Here is a 19,494-nt window from a genome sequence, read left to right as displayed (position 1 = left end):
AACTCAATGTGGTTGAGTTTATGCCTTTTAAAAAACACTACGAACAGTTAAGCATTAGATAAATGGGCAGGAAGGATTCACTGCCCCGACGTCAGATTACCTAAAAATACCAACAACGCTATGGTATTAAAGTCGATGCATTCATCGCGCTTTAGCTTACGAAAGGCTGGCAGGCTATAAAAATAAAAGCCAATTACAAAAACTGGCGCTTAATAGTTTCGGTAAAGTCTTTAGTAAAAATCAATTCGCCGTCGACATAGGCTTGCCAGTTGGCGCTGATATAAAAATGGTCGGCATCACTGGTCATTTGGTATCGCGCTTTAAGAGCACTGCGCCACCCTTCTCTGCCCATATTGACATGAAAGCGAATGTCATTTTTTGCACTGAGTGGATCTAATGGATGGATGGAACGTAATTGATGAATGCTGAATTCACACTCACTCTGAGTCGATTGATAAAAGTCATTACCAAAATCTTCCAGCGTTTCCAGTGTAATCACGCCTGTCTCTGAATCTGTATGAAGCGTCCGTTCACTGACCATTGGCTTGGTTTGTTGGGCATTAAAACTGAGCGTCTCTTCATAGTCTGCAAACGCGGAACTGACCTCAGGCGCATTATTCAACGGCAGCTGCAATGAACAGCTTTGAGGCGCTATGCGCAATGTTGCACTGTGCGCGCTTGGCCAAATCAGTGGCCAATAATTGGTTGAAATCGCGACTCTAATTTTATGGCCTTGCGGTACAACATAGGCAATATGATTTATATTTAATGCAATGTCATACCATTGGTTTGGCTGTAAAAGCTCAGGCTGTTCGTGACTGTTTCGGTGAGTTAAATTTAATACGCCATAACTGATGCGAGTGACTTCCCCGCTTGGATGCACATCGCTGATGCGAACTATTAAGTTGGCTTGAGCCTGATCACTGCAAAGTTTTAAATTGATTTTCATTTGCCCGGCAATGGCTTTGTCGGCTGTTAAACTATCTGAGTCGAACACCAAACTACCGGCATCATCGTCGCGTTGATCAACTGGCTGCTCTTTATCGATACGCATACCAACAAAAAAATTACCGCCCTGTAGACCAACGGTTTGTGGCGAACAGATACTTAACTCTGCATCACTTGCTTGCGCTTGAAGGTGTAATCCATGTTCAGAAAAATACAGCGTCTCGGTCTCTGTATTTTCACTTGGCCAAACCGGTTCACTTACCCATTGACCAGCGCGATAATCATAATCGGCCTGTGGTAATACACTCTGTTGCAAATAATAATGCAGCTCAGGTTCGTGCTCGATACCGTTGTCGACATTTTTTAGCCAACGATCCCACCATCGAACCGACTCTGTAATGTAATCGATAGAAGGCTTAGGCGACGCCATATTTGGGTAAGCATGACACCACGGACCGACCAAGCCTTTTTTAATACCGGGAAGATTTTCCAACAACCGAAACACCGCATTACGATAGCCATCTGACCAACCGCTAATGCTGTATACCGGTATTTTTATCGCGTTGTAATCTTCACAAACAGAGGCATGTTTCCAGTAATCATCACGCACCTGATGAGACAACCAAGGCAACGCCAGCATTGGCATATTGTTCAGCCGATCTAACCAAATAGCCTGCCAGTCATCCCCGACAAGGCGAGCATCCGGTGCTCGGCCTAAGGCGTAAGCCCAAAAATAACCGGCCCAGTCGAGGTTATCGTTTAGTAAACAGCCGCCAGCATAGTGGACATCGTCACTGTAGCGGTCGTCGGTTGAGCATTGACTAATAATCGCCTTTAACGCCTGCGGTTGCAGCGCGGCAATTTGTAAGGCGTTAAAGCCACCCCAAGAAATGCCAACCATACCGACATTACCATCACACCAAGGCTGGCTTGCAATCCATGCGATGGTATCAACGCCATCTTGCAACTCTTGCGGTGAATATTCATCGTCAAAATAACCTTCAGACTCACCGGTACCACGAATGTCTACCCGTATACAGGCATAACCCTGTTGAGCGGTTTTCAGCATGGTAATTTCGTCGCGATAAATCGTACCGTCGTTTTTGCGATAGGGTAAATATTCTAAAATTGCCGGAACGGGCTGGCGGTCTGAATTTTCAGGCAGCCAAGCGCGGTAAGCTAATCGAGTTCCATCTGGCAAGCGAAGCCAATCGTGGTGAATTTCTTTAATGTCACATTTTTTCATAACGGCTATTTTTCTGATTCATTTACTCGCTGAATATAGCGCCATAAAATATCAACGCCGTACAGCAACATGTCTTCATCGAAATTAAATTCCGGGTGATGATGCCCGCCAAAGGTTTGCGAGCCTAAGCAAAGATAACTCGCCGAACCGCCACTGCGATTAACCTCGTTCATCATAAAGGTGGCATCTTCACTGCCGGGCGTCAGCTCGTAATCGGTAATCAATTCTTCGGGCACACCGGCATCGAGCACCGCTTGCTTCATTAGTTGCACACTGGCTGCGCCGTTTTCAGCCATGACGTATTCACCTAAGGGTTCCATTTCTACCTCGACGCCATAGGCCAAGGCGATGCCCTGCAAAACATCCTGTGCACGCTGATATAAAAAGTCACAAATCTCATTGCTTTGGCCTCGTAATTCCAATTCAAACTCAGCGAGGCCTGAGATTACATTGGCTGGATTATCGCTATGAAACTGACCAACATTCATCCGAGAAACACCATCGCTGTGACGAGAAATAGCAAAAATATTGGTCACTGCTGAGCAGGCAGCCAACAATGCATTACGGCCAAGCTCTGGGCTCACCGCAGCGTGTGCGTTGGTACCTTTAAAGCGCACCGTAAAGGACTTCAGGCTTAAGAAAGATAGGCCACAGACAATTCGTCGAGCATCTAAAATGCCAACATGCAACGCCACAAAATAGTCGAGCTGCTGGAAGACACTAAACTGTGCAAACACCTTACCGCCCGAAGGCCCCTCTTCTGCCGGTTGAAAAACTAAAACAAAACGGCCTGTTAACTGATCAATTTGCTCAGAAATTTGTTTCGCTAATGCTAAGCCAATAGAGGTGTGCCCATCATGACCGCAGGCGTGCATATTTTCGTTGCTAGAGGTAAAGCTGTTCGACGATGGTAAATGACTGGACTCGGCAGACTCTTTAATGGGTAAACCATCGATATCAAATCGGAAACCGACAGTCGGACCAGAAACCTCACTATCCAAGGTGGCAATTAAACCGGTAAAGCCGCCTTGCATCTGCTCAAGCCATGGATCATTTGGATATTCACTGGTTACTTGAGCATAGGCTTCATCAACAAGGTTGGCGTCCAATGCCGCCAGCTCGCTAATATGCTGCACGCTTGGGTAAGCATTTTTATAGAGGTCTTTGCCATATTGAATGCTATAACCTAAGCCCTGTAAGTATTGGCAAATTTCACGCGTTGTCCAAAATTCGGTAAACGCCAATTCTGGACGCTGATGAAAATGCCGCCTTAAGCGCACCACCTCTTCTAGCTCACCTTGGTCGATATCTTTTGTCGGTAAAATGCGATCTGTCATTTGGCATCCTTAGGTTTAGAGCAACAAACAATACTCTGCTCTAACTCAACATCATTTAAATTCACCACAGCCTAGTGGTTTCAGCGGCCGAATAAAAGCACTTCATAATTTAAAGGCTGGCATTGCAGCTTGGTGTTCAAAGGCTCTGCCTATTCGCGGAAAACCCACCAAAAAATTCAAAAAAAAGTGCACCACAACTGCAAACATAACAGCCTCATCACGCATCTAATCGACCGTAAAGTACTGTTACAGCTCACTCTCTAGCTACGCACTAAAAAATAACCGCACCAGCTAAAACGCCCCGTTATAGGGAATATTGAACGATCGTACATTTACTACTTGAACGGTCGTACATTACTAATGTAACCTGAATTCCTGTTCTATCAGAGCTTAATTTTTTTGGTTATTTTAGGAGCAATCTTTGAAATACGCATCGTTTGTAGACCGCATCAAAAGCCAAGGCGGTGAGGCATGGAATATTCATTTTAAAGCCGTTGAAGCTAAAGATGCCGGTGAAGATGTTATTGTACTAAGTGTTGGTGACCCCGACTTTAATACCCCAGAAGTTATCTGCGATACCGCCATCGATGCTATTCGAGCCGGAGACACGCACTACACCGGTACTAAAGGCCGCGTTAATTTAAGACAAAAGATTGCCGAACAGTTTAATCAAACTGCGACTAAAAAAATCGACCAAAACAATGTCATTATTTTAGCCGGTACACAAAATGGCCTCTATTGCGCTGCAAGCTGCTTACTTGATCCAGGCGACGAAGTGTTGGTTATTGATCCTAGCTACCTCACTTATGAAGCAACACTGAAGGCAACTGGCGCGACGGTAATTGCGGTAAAAACCGATCCTGACAACTACTTTGAGCTTGACCCTATTCGCTTGCGCAACGCCGTTAGCGAAAAAACCAAAGCCATCTTTTTTGCTAATCCAAACAACCCTACCGGGCGAGTCATGGATCGATCCGAACTCGAAGCCATTGCAGAAGTCGCGCGTGAATTTGACCTTTGGGTTGTGTCTGATGAAGTTTATAACAGCCTAAGCTTTGCCAAACCCTGCACCTCTATTCGTGAATTAGAAGGCATGGAAGAACGCACAGTAATCATCAGCAGTTTATCAAAATCGCATGCGATGACAGGCTGGCGATGTGGTTGGATGATCGGCAATAAGACATTAATCGAACATATGGACCCGCTGGTATTAAACATGATGTATGGCCTGCCCGGCTTTATCCAAGAAGCCGGCGCCACTGCAATTGAACATTCTGAGCGCATTATCAGCGACATGGTCGAAACCTATCGTAAACGATGTGCTGTCGTTAAAGCCGGTTTAGCCGACTGCCCTAAGATCAAATTATTAGAGCCCGATGCCGGCATGTTTGTACTTATAGACATTCGTGAACTCAGCATCAGCACCGAAAAATTTATTTGGGCGCTGTACGAACAGCAAAAAGTTTCCACACTTGATGCTTCTGCTTTTGGTGCCAGCGCTCAAGGTTTTATCCGACTGTCATTTACCTTGAGTGAAAGCGAATTAGCACGCGCTTGTCAGCGAATCAGTCAGTTTATTAACGACCTTGTCAGTGCCGACGAAATCGAGCAAAGCGATCAATTAGAAGCCGAACCACAACAAATTAGCTAAGCCCTTTAATCCATTAAACAGCCCAGCCATCAGGACGAAACGATGCAGAAAAAAGTCATTCAAATTGAAAACATTCACAAGCGTTTCGGCGATGTAGAAGTACTGAAGGGTATTTCTCTAACCGCACGCGAAGGCGAAGTGATCTCACTTATTGGTGGCTCTGGGTCTGGTAAAAGCACCCTTTTGCGCTGTATTAATATGTTAGAAGTGCCCAATGAAGGCGTGGTTTATATCGACAACCAAGGCATCGATATCCGCACCGACTCAAAGGGTAACCCCTATGTTCGCGACCAAAAGCAGCTGATCGACATTCGCTCTCGCCTTGGCATGGTGTTTCAAAGTTTTAACCTTTGGCCACACCGAACCGTTTTAGAAAATCTGATTGAAGCGCCAATTCATGTCTTTGGAGAAAAGAAATCTGAAGCCATTGAACGTGCGATGGGTTTATTAGAACGTGTTGGTATGGCGCACAAAAAAGACGAATACCCAAGCTTTTTATCGGGTGGCCAGCAACAACGTGTCGCTATTGCCCGAGCCTTAGCGGTTGAACCAAAAGCCATGTTATTTGATGAACCAACCTCTGCACTCGACCCAGAATTGGTTGGCGAAGTATTGAAGGTTATACGTTCTTTAGCCGAAGAAGGCCGCACTATGATTCTAGTCACTCACGAGATGGCGTTCGCACGCGATGTCTCCTCGCACGTCGCTTTTTTACATCAAGGCATTATTGAAGAACAGGGCAAACCAGACGTCATATTCAACCAATCGAATAACGAGCGATTTAATCAATTCATTAACGCACAGCATTCGCGCTAAGGCTTAATAATGCATGAATCACTTTATCTATTAGGTTTTAGCGAAAATGGCTGGGGTCCCGCCTTACTCAAAGGCACTTGGATTACCTTACAAATATCTTTTGGCGGGTTTTTAACCGGCTTATTAATCGGCCTAATTACTGCCAGCGCTAAGCTTTGCCGATTTAAATCGTTGCAAATGATTGCCAACGGCTACAGTACGCTTTGCCGTGCGGTACCCGAATTATTATTAATCATCTTATTTTTTTATGGCGGCAGCAGCCTGATAAATGCGGTAGCTCAACGTATTGGCTTTGAAGATTTTAATGTCGCCGGTTTACCTGTTGCCATTCTCGTTCTTGGTTTAGTGCAAGGCGCCTATGCTTCAGAAATTTTTCGCGGTGCCATTCAGTCGGTACACCCAGGACAAATCGAAGCGGCGCAAGCCTATGGTTTGAGCCAGAAAAAAATATTCTTTCGTATCACGCTGCCCATTATGGCACCCAACGCATTAGCTGGGCTTTCCAACCTTTGGGTTTACATCATTAAAGACAGCGCGCTAATCAGTGTTGTTGGCACCAGTGAATTACTTCATATCGCCAAGCAGGCTGGCGGTTCAACTAAAGAGTACCTTTTGTTCTTTGGTGCTGCGGCAGTGATTTATTACCTAATTACATTAATTTCCAGCTACTTCTTGCGGATATTAGAAACTTACCTGCGCCGCTGGCAGCCAAAACACTAGGAGCACACCATGACATTTATAATGGAGTACAGTGATTTAATCCTAGAGGGTTTATGGATCACCGTATCGCTACTCATCATCTCGTTTATTTTTGGATTTATCCTATCTATTTTTGTTGCCCTGAGTCGTCTTTCTCACTACAAAATTATCGCACTCCCTGCGTTTATTTTTACCAGTGTCATTCGAGGCACGCCCTTATTGGTACAAATCTATATTTATTATTATGGCTTAGGTGAAGTCTTTGCCAAGATGCCAGGAATACGCTCTAGCTTTTTATGGCCATACCTGCGAGACGGTTATTGGTATGTTGCGTTTGCGCTTATCGTATCTACTGCGGCTTACTGGGGTGAAGTTATTCGAGGCGGTTTATTAGCAGTGCCCAAAGGTGAAATTGAAGCGGCTCGCGCTTTTGGTATGTCAGCCTTCAAAATTTTAATTCGTGTTCGCTTGCCTCGAGCCATTTACATCCTAACGCCAACCTTAGCCGGTGAAACAATCCTGCTGCTAAAATCAACCGCCCTCGCCTCGACTATTGCGATTATGGATTTACTCGGTGCAGCGCAACGTTTCCGTTCGATCACTCTTGAGGTTTACCAACCTCTGTTGACCGTCGCCGCGATCTATTTGCTTATCACTCTATTGATTGAGCATCTATTTAAGCGCGTCGAAAACCGCATACCGACTCGGGGCTGATGGAATGAATTCAGCAATGCGTCACAAGCTACCAGCCACCACCATCGGCGTAATCATGTGCTTTTCTGCATACGCGACCTTCTCTATTCAGGATGCGGTGATGAAGTGGTTTGTTACTGACTTTAGTGTTGCTGAGTTACTCTTTTGGCGCAGCCTCACATCTATTCTGGTCTGTCTGGCTTTGGGTGGCGCGGCTATTATAAAGCAAGCACTCAGCTCTAAAATTCTGTTGCCGCTAATTTGGCGTAGCATCATTGCGGCCTTAGCTTGGTTTTTTTATTACCTGTCAGCCAGAGAGCTGAGCTTGGCACAGATGACAACGCTTTATTATTCGGCGCCAATCATTGTGGTGCTGCTTGCGGTTGCATTACTTAAAGAACAACCCACTAAGCGCCAGTGGGCCGCAACAGCGATTGGCTTTATCGGCGTTATCATTGCATCGAAGCCAGAAGCAACAAATCAATATTTATCAATTTTTTATGCATTATTTTCAGCCTTTTTGTGGGCCTATACCTATATTTTGCTGCGCAAGCTTTCAGGCAAATCGAGCATCCTTGTACAGATGCTTTTAGCCAATGTTGTCACCACGCTAATGACCGGAGCCACCCTGCCGTGGACCTTCACATCGATTGATGCAACGACGATAAGTGTCATGGTTTTAACTGGTGTGATTGGCGCTTTAGGTCAGTACTTTTTATTTTCTAGCTTTGAATATGCCGACGCCAGTACGCTCGCACCGATCGAATACAGCGGGCTGATTTGGGCATTTTTATTCTCTTACTTTATCTGGGGGAACCAACCCGGATACTTTTTAATTATCGGTGCGATGTTCATTGCGCTGAGCGGCTTTTTGTCCATTACGGTCAATAAGCAAACCTCCACGACCGCCAAACCCAAGAAAGGAAAACTAGCATGAAGAAAACATTGCGAACCATTGCCCTATCTGCGCTGGCCTGCGCCGCCATCTCGGCGACTGCCGCCGAAGTTGTTAAAGTTGGTATTGCAGCCGAGCCTTACCCACCGATGTCGACGCTAAAGCCAGATGGCACATGGGAAGGTTTTGAAGTAGAACTGCTTGATATGATCTGTGAAGAAGCCGGTGTTGAGTGTGAAATCACTGCCGTTGCCTGGGACGGAATTATTCCATCACTGGTTAGTAAAAAAATTGATATGATCTTCACCTCCATGTCTGCAACCGAAGAGCGAGCTAAGCGCGTATTATTCTCTGCGCCTTACTACAATACACCGGTTACCGTCATTGGTTTGCCAGGCCAAACATGGGAAATCAGCAAAGATAATCTAAAGCGTAAAATCATCGGCGTGCAATCTTCTACTGTTGCTGGCGACTACATCAAAGACAAAGCGGAGAAACTCACCAAGATTCGCGAATACAACACTCAAGACGAAGTGAATTCTGATCTATTAGCCGGTCGTATTGACTTCATGCTTGCTGACGGCATTGTCGCTATGGAACTTTACAACGCGAACCAAGATAGCCTAGAAGTTTACGGCAACGTAGCGTGGGACCCAATGTTAGGCACTGGCGCTTCTGCGGCTTTCCGTCATGAAGATACGGCACTAGAAGCCAAAATTACTGCTGCAATTAAAAAGCTCACAGTAAGCGACGAATATGAAGCACTTTCAGTGAAATACCTAGGTACCAATGTAGCGCCGTAATTTGTATGCCTATAGGGCTACAGCGCTTACAGCATAAACTATAGAGGGTTCTGCCCTCTTTAGTTTATTATTAAAACTATTCAAGCTTAACGATACGATTTTAAAAATGACCAAGAAGCCAATAAAAGAAAAAAAATTTTCTCGGCAAGAGCCGGATGAACGACGAGAACTACTGATTCGTAGCGCCATTCGTTGTTTAGAAAATGAAGGCTATGCAGGCCTTTCGGTGCGAAAAATAACCAAAGAAGCCAACGTTTCGCAAGGAATGGTTAATCTGCATTTCGGTTCTATTAATAACCTCATTGCCTGCGCTTACGATCTTATTTCTCATGAGTTTAGCCAAACCACCATTGCTCAACTCGATAGCTGCAACGGTAGCGCAGAAGATAAGCTTCACCTGTTTTTTGAATACCATTTCCAAGAACGCTGGATGAACCCAAAGTTACTCAGAGCCTGGTTAGTGTTTTGGAGCCTTATTCCAGACTCAGCAGAAATGGCTGAAGCCTATAAACGTAATAACCAAGAAACTGAAAATCTGTTAAAGGCTTTGCTGTTGCAAATTAGCCAAGATGACGGATTAAACATTACCGATATTTCCCCCGTCAGCCAGCGATTAATGGCTTTACTGGATGGCCTATGGGTACGACAAAGCTTAGAGCAGCGAGAAAACTCCTCTGAGCATGCTTTAACACTTGCAAGAAACTGGCTCGACAGTTTTCGAAAAGGCCATTCAATTTATCAGCGCCATTCGGACTGCTTTACATTTAAGGAAGGTTGAAACAATGAAAGAATATGGATGCCAGTTGATGGCAAAAAATATGTCTCGCGTATTGATGCGCAGACCCGGCAAAAGCTTACTGCAAGCAGACCCTGCTACCTGGCATTACAATTCGCTTTTTGATGCTAAAAAAGCCATCCAGCAATACCATGAGTTCGCCAAACTGATTGAAGAAACGGGTGCAGAAATTTGCTGGATAGAAGACCAGGGTGATGGCCTTGCCGATGCTATGTTTACCCGCGATGCCTCGCTAATTACCAAAGCCGGTGCCGTTCCTTTACGTATGGGCAAACCACTACGATGTGCCGAGCCGATGCTGCATAAGTCCAGCTATGAAAAACTCGGAATCCCTGTGCTTGGCCAATTGACTGGTGATGCCATGATTGAAGGTGGTGACACCATCTGGTTGAACGAAAATACCCTGCTTGTTGGTATTGGCTTTCGCTCAAACGAAGAAGGCGTTAAGCAGCTGAATGAATTGCTCAACCCTCATGAGATAACCGTACTGGGATTCGACATGCCATACTGGGCTGGCAAAGAAGCCTGTTTGCATTTGATGTCGGTGATCTCACCACTGACCGAAACGGCTTATCTGGTTCACCCACCGTTGATCCCCGCTCGGCTTTGGAGCTTACTTGAGCAGTCCGGTATTGAATTAATCGTGGCGCCAGCTGATGAGTTTGAAGCCTCCTTTGGCCTTAACCTTAATGTGTTACCCACTTCCCCCGGCCAGTGCATTATGATTGACGGTTTTCTAAAGACTAAAAAAGTCATGCAAGACCACGGCATTAGCGTGAAAACCTTTGAAGGCGACGCGCTATGCATGGCTTGCGAAGGCGGACCGACATGCCTAACGAATCCGATTTATCGCGGTTAATAAAACTTGCCGCTGTTAAAGTGGCAAACTGTTCAATTCGTGAGGATTATACAAATAAAAAAGGCGAACCCTAGGTTCGCCTTTTTAGTTTTTGTTCAAACATCATCAAACTTCTGTTAAACGCCCAAGCTCTGTTAAACACCAAAGTACTGTTAAACGCCAAAGTTAACTGCTGATGTCATGTTGCGAATTGCTTTAACAATCGCCAATGGCACATCTGCACTGGTACTGGGTGTCATCTCTGATGGCACACCCTGCCAATGGGTTTTTAAATGGCCAACATTACTTTCAAAGCTAATGTCTGTTTGCATCATCGATGTTAAAGGGTCTGCAACCAGCTTTACCTTGGTGTCATCTAAACCGACGGTAGCCAGCGCTAACATCGCACTGATGTTACTACTCTTTGGGAATAAAGCAGCAGCTTCCCTTGCGGTACCTTGGAAAAAACAGCGCGGCTCTTGTAGCTCATTCAAGTTAATAAAATCTTCCGCTGGGGTATTTTTCCACGAATCCGTCGGTTTGGATTGAGTAATAGAAACTTCTTTAACATCCGAAAAGGACGCAGCAGACATCCAGTCAACAGCCGGCAATGCACCTGATGACAACAGGATCTTAGCACCAGACTTATTTGCGACTTCGATCAAATTAGCCAGCTTACTATCGTCAGTAAATAAACCAATACTGGAGACCAGCAAATCGATCCCCTGCTCTAGTACTTTTGCTGCGTATTGATCTAATGTTTCTTGGCCAGCAGCTTCAATAACGATATCTGGCTTGGCATAAAAAAAAGATTCTGCTTTATCAGTAATAATAGATTTAAAATAATCAGATTCATTGCAATGAGTGACTAAATTTTTAGTACGGTTTCGGCACAGTATTGAAACCACCTGTGCCGAACCACACAACCCACTTTCGATAGATTTCGCAACATTAAAACCAATCGCTCCAATGCCAATAATACCTACCTTTAAAACTTTATTTGATTGCATCTGCTACCCTAATAAATAACTACGAATAATGTATAAACTGACTTAAAACTAAAAAAGAAAACTGGGTATGTATAACGAAAGCCAAGGCACATAAGTAATAACAATAAGGCCGAGCAGCATAATGGCAACAAAGGGTATGCAACCTTTGAATATTTCAAACAGCCCCATTTTAGAAATCGTTACAGCGACAAATAGGTTAAGACCAACTGGTGGTGTCACCATGCCTACCGAATAATTCACCAAATTAATCACACCAAAGTGAACAGGATCGATACCGACCTGATTAGCAATGGGTGTAAGCAATGGCGCTAACACGATGATCGCCGAAGCGCTGTCTAAGAAAAACCCAGCCACTAACATGACGCCATTCAGCACAGCTGTAATTACGGCAGGAGAATCACTGAGTGATAAAACTGAATTTGCCAAGGTTGCAGGTGTGCCAGTGACAGTTAATAACCATGAAAAAGCCGAAGCACCAGCAGTGATTAATAACAGCGAACCCGATGTCAAACCGGTACTCTGCAATATTTGCCATAAGGTTTTGGCATCAACCTGCTTATAGATAAACATGCCAACAAATAAACCATAAGCACACGCCACTGCGGCTGACTCGGTTGCGGTAAAGACACCGCTGTAGATACCGCCTAACAAAATAAACGGCAGACCTAAGCCCCAAGCCGACCCCTTTAGCGCTGCAATAACCTCTGCAAAGGTTGGGAAAGGTTCGCTTGGAAAATTTTTCCGCTTCGAATAAATCATGCAATACAGAATTAAAAAACCGCCTAACAACAAGGCGGGTAAAATACCCGCAGCAAACAGCTGCCCTACACTGGTTGCAGTCACGGAACCATAAATAATTAACGCAATGCTTGGCGGTACAATAGGCCCAAGAGTGCCAGCTGTTGTTAGCAAACCAATGGCGAAACGCTTGCTATAACCAGCTTCCACTAAGGCTGGAAACATAATGCTGCCAATCGCCACCACCGTTGCCGGGCTAGAACCAGAAATAGAACCAAAGAACAAACAGGATAAAACCGCCGCCGATGCCAAGCCACCCGGCGCCCAACCAATAGAGACTTGAGCAAGCTTAATAAGCCGTGCAGACAAACCACCGACTCGCATCAGCTCGGCAGCTAAAATAAAAAACGGAATCGCCATCAGGGTGAAATTATTCATGCCTGAAAACATTCGCATCGGTACAATCATTGGGTTAAGCGAACCGGTTAATTCCATTGCACCAATAACCGACATCGCCAAGGAGCCGTATATCGGCAAACCCAATAACAATAAAACTAAAAAAACACCCAGTAGAGCGACAACCATTTATCTAAGCCTCAACCTTTAATTACTTGAGCAATAAACTGAACCAAAGAACCTAACCCACGACGTTGCATTAAGAATCTGTTTTATCAGGCTGTTTTGGCTTAAACACCAACGACACCATACTTTCAAAATACCGAAAGGATTGAAGACAAGCCGTAATAGGAATAAGCGCATAAATATAAGCGATAGGCATTCTTAACGTAGGAGTTAACTGCCCTCGCGAGACCGCGCTTGAATAGAGCGCATAGCCGTAATAGAAAATCAATAAGCCGAACACGAAACCAATGAGTGACGAAATAAATAAGAAAACAGCTTGGAACGATTTAGGGATGCAAGCTTTAAGTACATCAACCGTAATGTGCGATTTTTTACGTACGCCTAAACTGGTCGATAAAAAACTCATTGCAATGATTAAATATAGAACCGCTTCTTCAGCCCAAAATATAGAATCATTCAGTACGTACCTAAAAAAAACCTGCACGAATGTCAGGACTGAGGCCGACGCCAAAATAGTCGCGATTAAAAACCCTTCGATTTGATCCAGAGCTTTACTGACCTTCTGTAACATAAAGACCTTCCAATAAGGATATTCCAATAAGGACAACCAGCAGAATAAAACGGCTTACAAAACCCACCCTGCTTTAGATAAATTTATCAACCTGAGCTATTGATTAGCATGACTCAGTGCTTACCAATGTTGACGAAAAAAATAGAGGGAGGTAAACCTCCCTCTTTACTCATGTTAAATGAGTTATTAACGATTAATTTCTTCATAGACGAGATCAAGCAGATCTGACGTGATGGTATCGCGGAACTCTTCATGTACTGGCTGGCTAGCTTTAACAAATGCTTCTAGCTGCTCAGGCGTTAACTCAGTCACTTGCGTGTACTTCTTGATGTTTTCAAGTGCTGTAGCTTCCAACTCATTGGTTAACTGACGAGAAAGATCACGAGCATTATTAAAGGCTTCTGTCATTACCGCTTGTAGATCTTCTGGTAGTGAATCCCAAGCTTGCTTGTTAACAATAGCGGCATAACCATGGTAAGCATTTGACGTCAGTGTCATGTACTTTTGAACTTCATAAAAACGCTTACTGGTAATGTTTGCAATTGGGTTTTCTTGCCCTTCAATAACGCTTTGCTGTAAACCGTTGTAAACCTCGGTGTAAGCCATTGCCGTTGGGTTTGCATCAAAGTTACGGTAGGTGCTAAGCAAAATTGGTGACTGCATAGTACGCATCTTAATGCCTTTTAAATCACTCGGCTCATCGATTGGGCGTACATTGTTTGTCATATGACGGAAACCCGCACCCCAAAAGTTCACTGCGTGCATACCGTGACCTTCTAATGTATCTAGAATTTCGCGACCAGCTTTGCCATCCAATACTTTGATCATCAACTCTTCAGAAGGCAGTAAAAATGGTAGATCTAAAATTTGTACGCGTGGCTCAAAGTTACCCAATGTAGCCGTAGGTGGAATAGCAATTTGCACTAAGTTGAGCTGTAACTGTTCGATAATTTCAACGTCACCGCCTAATTGCGCCGCCGGCATTACATTAATTTTAATTCGGCCGTCTGATTTTTCTTCAACTTCTTTAGCAAACGCCAATGCCGCCTGACCGTTAGGTGTTTCATCTATAAGTACGTGTGCAAAGGTAAAGTTGTATTCTGCTGCGGTGACTGCTGTACTCATCAGTAACGCGAATGCAGCGATAAGATGCTTTTTCATCATGACTCTCCTACTTCTGTTCCGATTAATCTTTATCGATCTCGATGACTGTATAGAACTCTCTGTGCGTCGGACAAAAAATAGGCGCCGGGGCATTTAAAGGCAATAGAAGTTTGCTTACACCAGCTGTAAAAAAAATTACAGAAAACCACTATTTGACAGCACGAACAGCGGTTTAAAAACAGCCTCACTTTCAAGCAAAAAGCACCAAAATAAAACAAAGCCCTTTAATTCATTGCAATTACGCCCTATTTGGAGGCAATAAAATTCAACCTAAAGCCATCAGCACAGCAACTTGACTGAAAAAAAAATTACAACAAGCCTTGCCACTGGCGGGCTAAAGCCATTAACCTTTGCCTCCAGTGCCAAAAGATAATCGCCACTGCCTACCGCCAAGCAAGCTTACCTCAGGAACACCGTATGAATGAGCACACTAACCTGCTTTCGATAAACTGGAACGACCTAAAATATTTTTTAGCGCTGTCCCGCTATGGCCGACTATCTTTAGCTGCCAGCAAACTTGGCTGTACTCACGTCACCATTGCAAACCGGATTGAACAGTTAGAAAAAGCGGTCGGCACCCGGTTATTTTTTCAAAACAGCAAAGGCTTTCACCTAACCAAAGCGGGTGAAGACCTCATTCCCTATGCTGAAGAATGTGAGCGAACGCTGCGTCTAGCGAATGAAAAGTACCGCAGCACACAACAGATCCGCTCAACCATTCGCATCGGAGTGACCGAAGGCTTTAGTAATTATTTTTTATCGAGCCACTTACCGGTATGGATTAAACATAAGAACATCGATATTGAATTGGTCTCACTCGCCGGCATTACTTACATCACCAGCGGCGATGTGGATATCAGTATCACCATCGGGCCGCAAAAGGGTGAAAACTTCATTCAACGAAAATTGACCGACTATACGCTCGGCTTATTTGCCAGCCATAGCTACTTAGAAGAACACCCTAAAATAAAAAAGCGCGATGATTTAGAAGCGCATCATTTTATTGGCTATATCGAAGACCAACTGTTTACCGACCTATTAAAGTATCAATCAGAAATATATCCAGCTTTGGAATTCATCTACCAATCAACCACCATTCATACTCAACACAAGGCGGTTCAGTCAGGTTTAGGCATTGGTATTCTGCCGCACTTTGTCGCCTATGGTGATGACGGCTTAAGCCCTGTACTGCCCGATATATTGCTGCACCGTGAACTATGGATATCGACCAGTAAGGATTTACATCAATTTCGAGATTTAAAGCTCACCTGGGAATTCATACTCAGCCAAACTCAAGAACAAAGCTTTCGTTTTAAACCCAATGCAGGATAGCTGCTCGATCGATAAGAGCGATACAATAGTCGGCAACGACTATCCATCTTCCTAAATACTTTTTCATAGATAGGCCAAATATGAGCCAAAACCAAAAGATCAGCAAAGTACCGAGCCATATCATCACTGGCTTTTTGGGCTCAGGAAAAACCTCTTTAATTTTAAACCTATTAAAAGCAAAACCTGAGCACGAACGCTGGGCCATTTTAGTCAATGAGTTTGGTGAGATCGGCGTTGACGGCAGCCTATTCGAACATCAGCCACAACAGGCTGGCGTCTTTATTCGAGAAGTGCCGGGTGGATGCATGTGCTGCGCAGCCGGTTTGCCGATGCAGGTTGCTCTAAATGAACTACTGACACGAGCTAAACCAGACCGGCTATTTATAGAACCAACAGGCTTAGGCCACCCGATTGAAGTGCTCAAGGTATTATCCAGCGAACATTACCAAGAAAGCCTTGCTCTTGAAAAAATTGTCACACTGGTCGATGCCCGAAAAGTGGCTGACACTCGTTACACTGAGCATGAAACCTTTAATCAGCAGATTAAAATCGCCGATCTTATTATTGCCACAAAAACCGATCTTTATCAGCCTGATGATTTGGCGCGACTGAAAGACTATGTCAGCGATGTCTCAGCAGTCGACGTGGAGTTCCATGCCACAAGCCATGGCAAAATTACGCTGGCGCAGATAACCGGCGCAACGGCTTCGCCGATTGTGAACCCTACTCTTAAGCCGGAACCGCATGCCCATGAGCACGAGCACGAGCACGAGCACGAGCACGAGCACGAGCACGAGCACGAGCACGAGCACGAGCACGAGCATCACAATCATAGCCATAGCCATAGCCATAGCCATAGCCATAAAAACCAGCCTGAGCCGTTAGCAGACAACGGCTACAGGCAAGTTGCGAATCAGGGCGAAGGTTATGAAAGTATTGGCTGGCAATTTTCAAGCGAGCATCGATTTGACGCTTCTAAATTGAGGGAATTTTTAAAAACCATTAATGCAGAACGCATTAAAGGCAGCTTTATTAGCGATGAAAACAGCTTAGGTTTTAACATCACGGAAGACAGCTTTAATGAAACGCGATTAGCGCCGCTCAGCGAAAGTCGGATAGAAATTATCGCCCCGACCGTTCAGCAGAGCTGGCAAACAGAGTTGCTTAAGTGTCTCCTGTAATGGCTGCAGCTATAATCTTTACAGCCAGTACAGGAGCCTATTTTTAGACTTTAAAACGTGACACCAATTCAGCAAGGTTATCTGATAAATCTTTTAACTGATGACTGGATTGATTAACGCTCTCTGCAGCATCGACATTTTTATCAGTACTGTCGCTGATGTTAACGACATGCTCATTAATCTCTTTGACCACGGCGCTCTGCTCTTCTGTCGCGGTCGCGACTTGAGTATTTAAATCGCTCAGGTTTTGGATATTTTTCACAATTTTCGATAACGACTCTCGAATCATTTTTGATGACTCGACGTTTTTCTCAACCTGATGAATTCCTCGCTCAACCGCCGTTACCGACTCGTCAGCACCACCTTGTAACTGAGCAATAATTTGCCCAATCTCTTCGGCCGAGGCACTGGTACGCTGAGCTAAGCTACGAACCTCATCAGCAACAACCGCAAAGCCTCGACCATGTTCACCGGCTCGCGCAGCTTCAATCGCTGCATTTAATGCTAATAGATTGGTCTGTTCAGAAACGCCCTGAATAACTTCAAGTACCGAGGCGATAGAACGACTCTTTTCTGCCAATGAAGAAATCGAACCAGACACTGCATCCATATCTTGCGCCATCACACTGACAATACTTTCAGATTCCGCAACCTTTTCGGATATTTCTTTAGACAACTCATTCGCCTGATTAGCCGACTGAGCAGCAACACTGGCGTTGTTAGCAACATCGGTAATGGTATTACCCATTTCATTAACTGCCGTGTTTACCTGCAAGCTTCGATCACGCTGTTGATCAGCGACTTGACGTAGGTTTTCAGCATCGGTACGAGTGCCTTCAGCCGCATGGCGTACCGCATCAGAAGTTTCACTAACCTGTAAAACCACCGCTCGTATTTTGTCGACAAAGCTATTGAAGCCCATCGCTAGTCGAGCGATTTCTTCAGACTTATTGGTATCTAAACGACTAGAAAGATCGCCTTCGCCCTGACCTAAGCGCTCAAAAGAGGCAGCCATATCATCCAACGGAGCAAACAGCTTACGCACTAAGAAAGCAGCAATACCAACAAAAACCAACAAACATAAAGCCAATGCTATAAACATGTAATTACGTGCTTCATTGATAGCAGAATACAGCTCTGAACGCGGAACTTGCGCCACAACATACCAATCCAACGATTCAATATAACTGGTAGCAATGATCATTGATTTGTTGGATGCAAAGGCAAAGTCTCTATTTTTTAATAGCTGGCTGGTATCCATATTATCGAACAGCTGGTCTAGGTGACGCTCTCCAACCAAGCTCATGTCTTTATGAACTTTGACCAAGCCATCTTTATCGACCAAAAATAAAAAACCACTTTCTTCAATCTCAATGGTATTCAAGACATCAACGACATCACCAAAGGATTTAGACACACCCGATGCACCTCGACCATCTAACTGCTGATAGTTAACAAATACGTCAATAGAGCCATCTTCGTAAGTGTAGGTACTGGCACTTCTGGCCTGGCCGCTGGCTTTATAGGCGAAGAACCAGCCGTCGAAGTTATCGTTTTGTAGCTGACGTAAAAAGCCGTCTTGATTCCAATAGTTATTGGTTTGGCGATCAACAAAAGAAGCGTTACTGAGCTGGTTAGTTGTTGCAACCTGCTTTAGATAGGCCACTAACTCTGTCTCTTGCTCTGCGTTAGCACCATTCTCTGACCAAGAAACAATAAACGGATTGGTGGCTAACGCATGCGTAATAACATGCATTTCTCCGATTTCACCATCAATAAGGTTACGTGCTCGCTGAACAAGGTTAGGAAAGTCTGACGACTCTAATCGCTCGGCCAGCAACTCCTGAGTTTTACCGGTGGAAATTTCAACCAGTACCGCCGTGGAAGCAAAAATCGATAAAAACAACGACACTGTAATTTGCGTCTTAATCGAAAATTTAGAAAGAAAAGCCATAGTAACCTCTAAAACTAAGCAGCAATCATGCTACGAACACAAAAAACATCAGTGTAGTCCTTCAACTAATGACCGCCAATCAAGGTTTCTTGAAAGTACGGATCGCCAGATCAGTGACACAACACAGCAACAAACAGACAGCCTTGAGCAACAAGGCCATGATAAATTTAGGTGTAACTTTGAGAAGAAATGTTCAGACAGAAATACTACTCAGAGACGCCAAAAGCACCTACGCAGTAG

The 19,494-nt window shown here is 44.5% G+C and carries 17 protein-coding genes; 10 read left to right on the top strand and 7 right to left on the bottom strand.

Annotation, left to right across the window (positions count from 1 at the left end):
* Positions 1–193: 193 nt before the first annotated feature.
* Together FME95_RS02075 and FME95_RS02070 are read right to left on the bottom strand one after the other, a co-directional pair.
* The gene (locus FME95_RS02075; protein ID WP_147712704.1) at positions 194–2,194 is read right to left on the bottom strand and encodes a CocE/NonD family hydrolase; all 2,001 of its coding nucleotides are present in this window, start codon (positions 2,192–2,194) and stop codon (positions 194–196) included.
* Positions 2,195–2,199: 5 nt separating this feature from the next.
* A complete protein-coding gene (locus tag FME95_RS02070; RefSeq protein ID WP_147712702.1) occupies positions 2,200–3,531 on the bottom strand; it encodes an amidohydrolase in 1,332 nt (443 codons plus the stop codon).
* 421 nt (positions 3,532–3,952) lie between these two features.
* Between FME95_RS02070 and FME95_RS13670 the strand changes: the two genes are divergently transcribed.
* The 8 genes from FME95_RS13670 (at position 3,953) to FME95_RS02035 (ending at position 10,743) form a co-directional block, all read left to right on the top strand.
* Entirely contained in the window at positions 3,953–5,182 is a 1,230-nt protein-coding gene (locus tag FME95_RS13670) for a pyridoxal phosphate-dependent aminotransferase (protein ID WP_222709889.1), read from the top strand.
* Between the two features lie 42 nt (positions 5,183–5,224).
* Positions 5,225–5,998 carry an ABC transporter ATP-binding protein gene (locus tag FME95_RS13665; RefSeq protein ID WP_222709888.1) on the top strand — a complete coding sequence of 258 codons (774 nt, stop codon included), beginning with the start codon at positions 5,225–5,227 and terminating at the stop codon, positions 5,996–5,998.
* Between the two features lie 9 nt (positions 5,999–6,007).
* Positions 6,008–6,718, top strand: coding sequence for an ABC transporter permease (locus FME95_RS02060; protein WP_147712700.1), 711 nt, complete (start codon positions 6,008–6,010; stop codon positions 6,716–6,718).
* Between the two features lie 9 nt (positions 6,719–6,727).
* Positions 6,728–7,411, top strand: a complete 684-nt coding sequence (locus FME95_RS02055) for an ABC transporter permease (protein WP_147712698.1) — start codon at positions 6,728–6,730, stop codon at positions 7,409–7,411.
* Between the two features lie 4 nt (positions 7,412–7,415).
* Entirely contained in the window at positions 7,416–8,327 is a 912-nt protein-coding gene (locus tag FME95_RS02050) for a DMT family transporter (RefSeq protein WP_147712696.1), read from the top strand.
* Entirely contained in the window at positions 8,324–9,088 is a 765-nt protein-coding gene (locus FME95_RS02045) for a transporter substrate-binding domain-containing protein (protein ID WP_147712694.1), read from the top strand. The genes FME95_RS02050 and FME95_RS02045 overlap by 4 nt, the downstream gene beginning before the upstream one ends.
* 106 nt (positions 9,089–9,194) lie before the next feature.
* The gene (locus tag FME95_RS02040) at positions 9,195–9,866 is read left to right on the top strand and encodes a TetR family transcriptional regulator C-terminal domain-containing protein (RefSeq protein ID WP_147712692.1); all 672 of its coding nucleotides are present in this window, start codon (positions 9,195–9,197) and stop codon (positions 9,864–9,866) included.
* Between the two features lie 4 nt (positions 9,867–9,870).
* Positions 9,871–10,743: a dimethylarginine dimethylaminohydrolase family protein gene (locus tag FME95_RS02035; protein ID WP_147712690.1), complete on the top strand. Its 873-nt coding sequence runs from the start codon at positions 9,871–9,873 to the stop codon at positions 10,741–10,743.
* A 152-nt stretch (positions 10,744–10,895) separates the two neighbouring features.
* On the opposite strand, the gene FME95_RS02030 is transcribed toward FME95_RS02035, so the two are convergent.
* The 4 genes from FME95_RS02030 to FME95_RS02015 all read right to left on the bottom strand — a co-directional run bounded on the left by FME95_RS02030 (position 10,896) and on the right by FME95_RS02015 (position 14,784).
* Positions 10,896–11,732 (bottom strand): aspartate dehydrogenase, encoded by an 837-nt coding sequence (locus tag FME95_RS02030; protein WP_147712688.1) that lies wholly within the window; start codon positions 11,730–11,732, stop codon positions 10,896–10,898.
* A 48-nt stretch (positions 11,733–11,780) separates the two neighbouring features.
* Complete coding sequence (locus FME95_RS02025; RefSeq protein WP_147712686.1) at positions 11,781–13,055, bottom strand: TRAP transporter large permease; 1,275 nt, start codon at positions 13,053–13,055, stop codon at positions 11,781–11,783.
* A 70-nt stretch (positions 13,056–13,125) separates the two neighbouring features.
* Complete coding sequence (locus tag FME95_RS02020) at positions 13,126–13,623, bottom strand: TRAP transporter small permease (RefSeq protein ID WP_147712684.1); 498 nt, start codon at positions 13,621–13,623, stop codon at positions 13,126–13,128.
* Between the two features lie 186 nt (positions 13,624–13,809).
* Positions 13,810–14,784, bottom strand: a complete 975-nt coding sequence (locus FME95_RS02015) for a TRAP transporter substrate-binding protein (RefSeq protein ID WP_246109307.1) — start codon at positions 14,782–14,784, stop codon at positions 13,810–13,812.
* A gap of 420 nt (positions 14,785–15,204) precedes the next feature.
* Between FME95_RS02015 and FME95_RS02010 the strand changes: the two genes are divergently transcribed.
* Together FME95_RS02010 and FME95_RS02005 are read left to right on the top strand one after the other, a co-directional pair.
* On the top strand, positions 15,205–16,119 hold the full coding sequence (locus FME95_RS02010) for a LysR family transcriptional regulator (RefSeq protein WP_147712680.1): 915 nt from the start codon (positions 15,205–15,207) through the stop codon (positions 16,117–16,119).
* Between the two features lie 80 nt (positions 16,120–16,199).
* Positions 16,200–17,300, top strand: coding sequence for a CobW family GTP-binding protein (locus tag FME95_RS02005; RefSeq protein WP_147712678.1), 1,101 nt, complete (start codon positions 16,200–16,202; stop codon positions 17,298–17,300).
* Between the two features lie 43 nt (positions 17,301–17,343).
* Here FME95_RS02005 and FME95_RS02000 read toward each other — a convergent pair whose 3' ends face one another.
* On the bottom strand, positions 17,344–19,254 hold the full coding sequence (locus FME95_RS02000; RefSeq protein WP_147712676.1) for a methyl-accepting chemotaxis protein: 1,911 nt from the start codon (positions 19,252–19,254) through the stop codon (positions 17,344–17,346).
* Positions 19,255–19,494: the final 240 nt, after the last annotated feature.

It is taken from the genome of Reinekea thalattae (genome assembly GCF_008041945.1).
Lineage (GTDB): Bacteria > Pseudomonadota > Gammaproteobacteria > Pseudomonadales > Natronospirillaceae > Reinekea > Reinekea thalattae.
The sequence above is the reverse complement of the archived record's forward strand: the minus strand, read 5'-3'. Positions and strand labels throughout refer to the sequence as shown.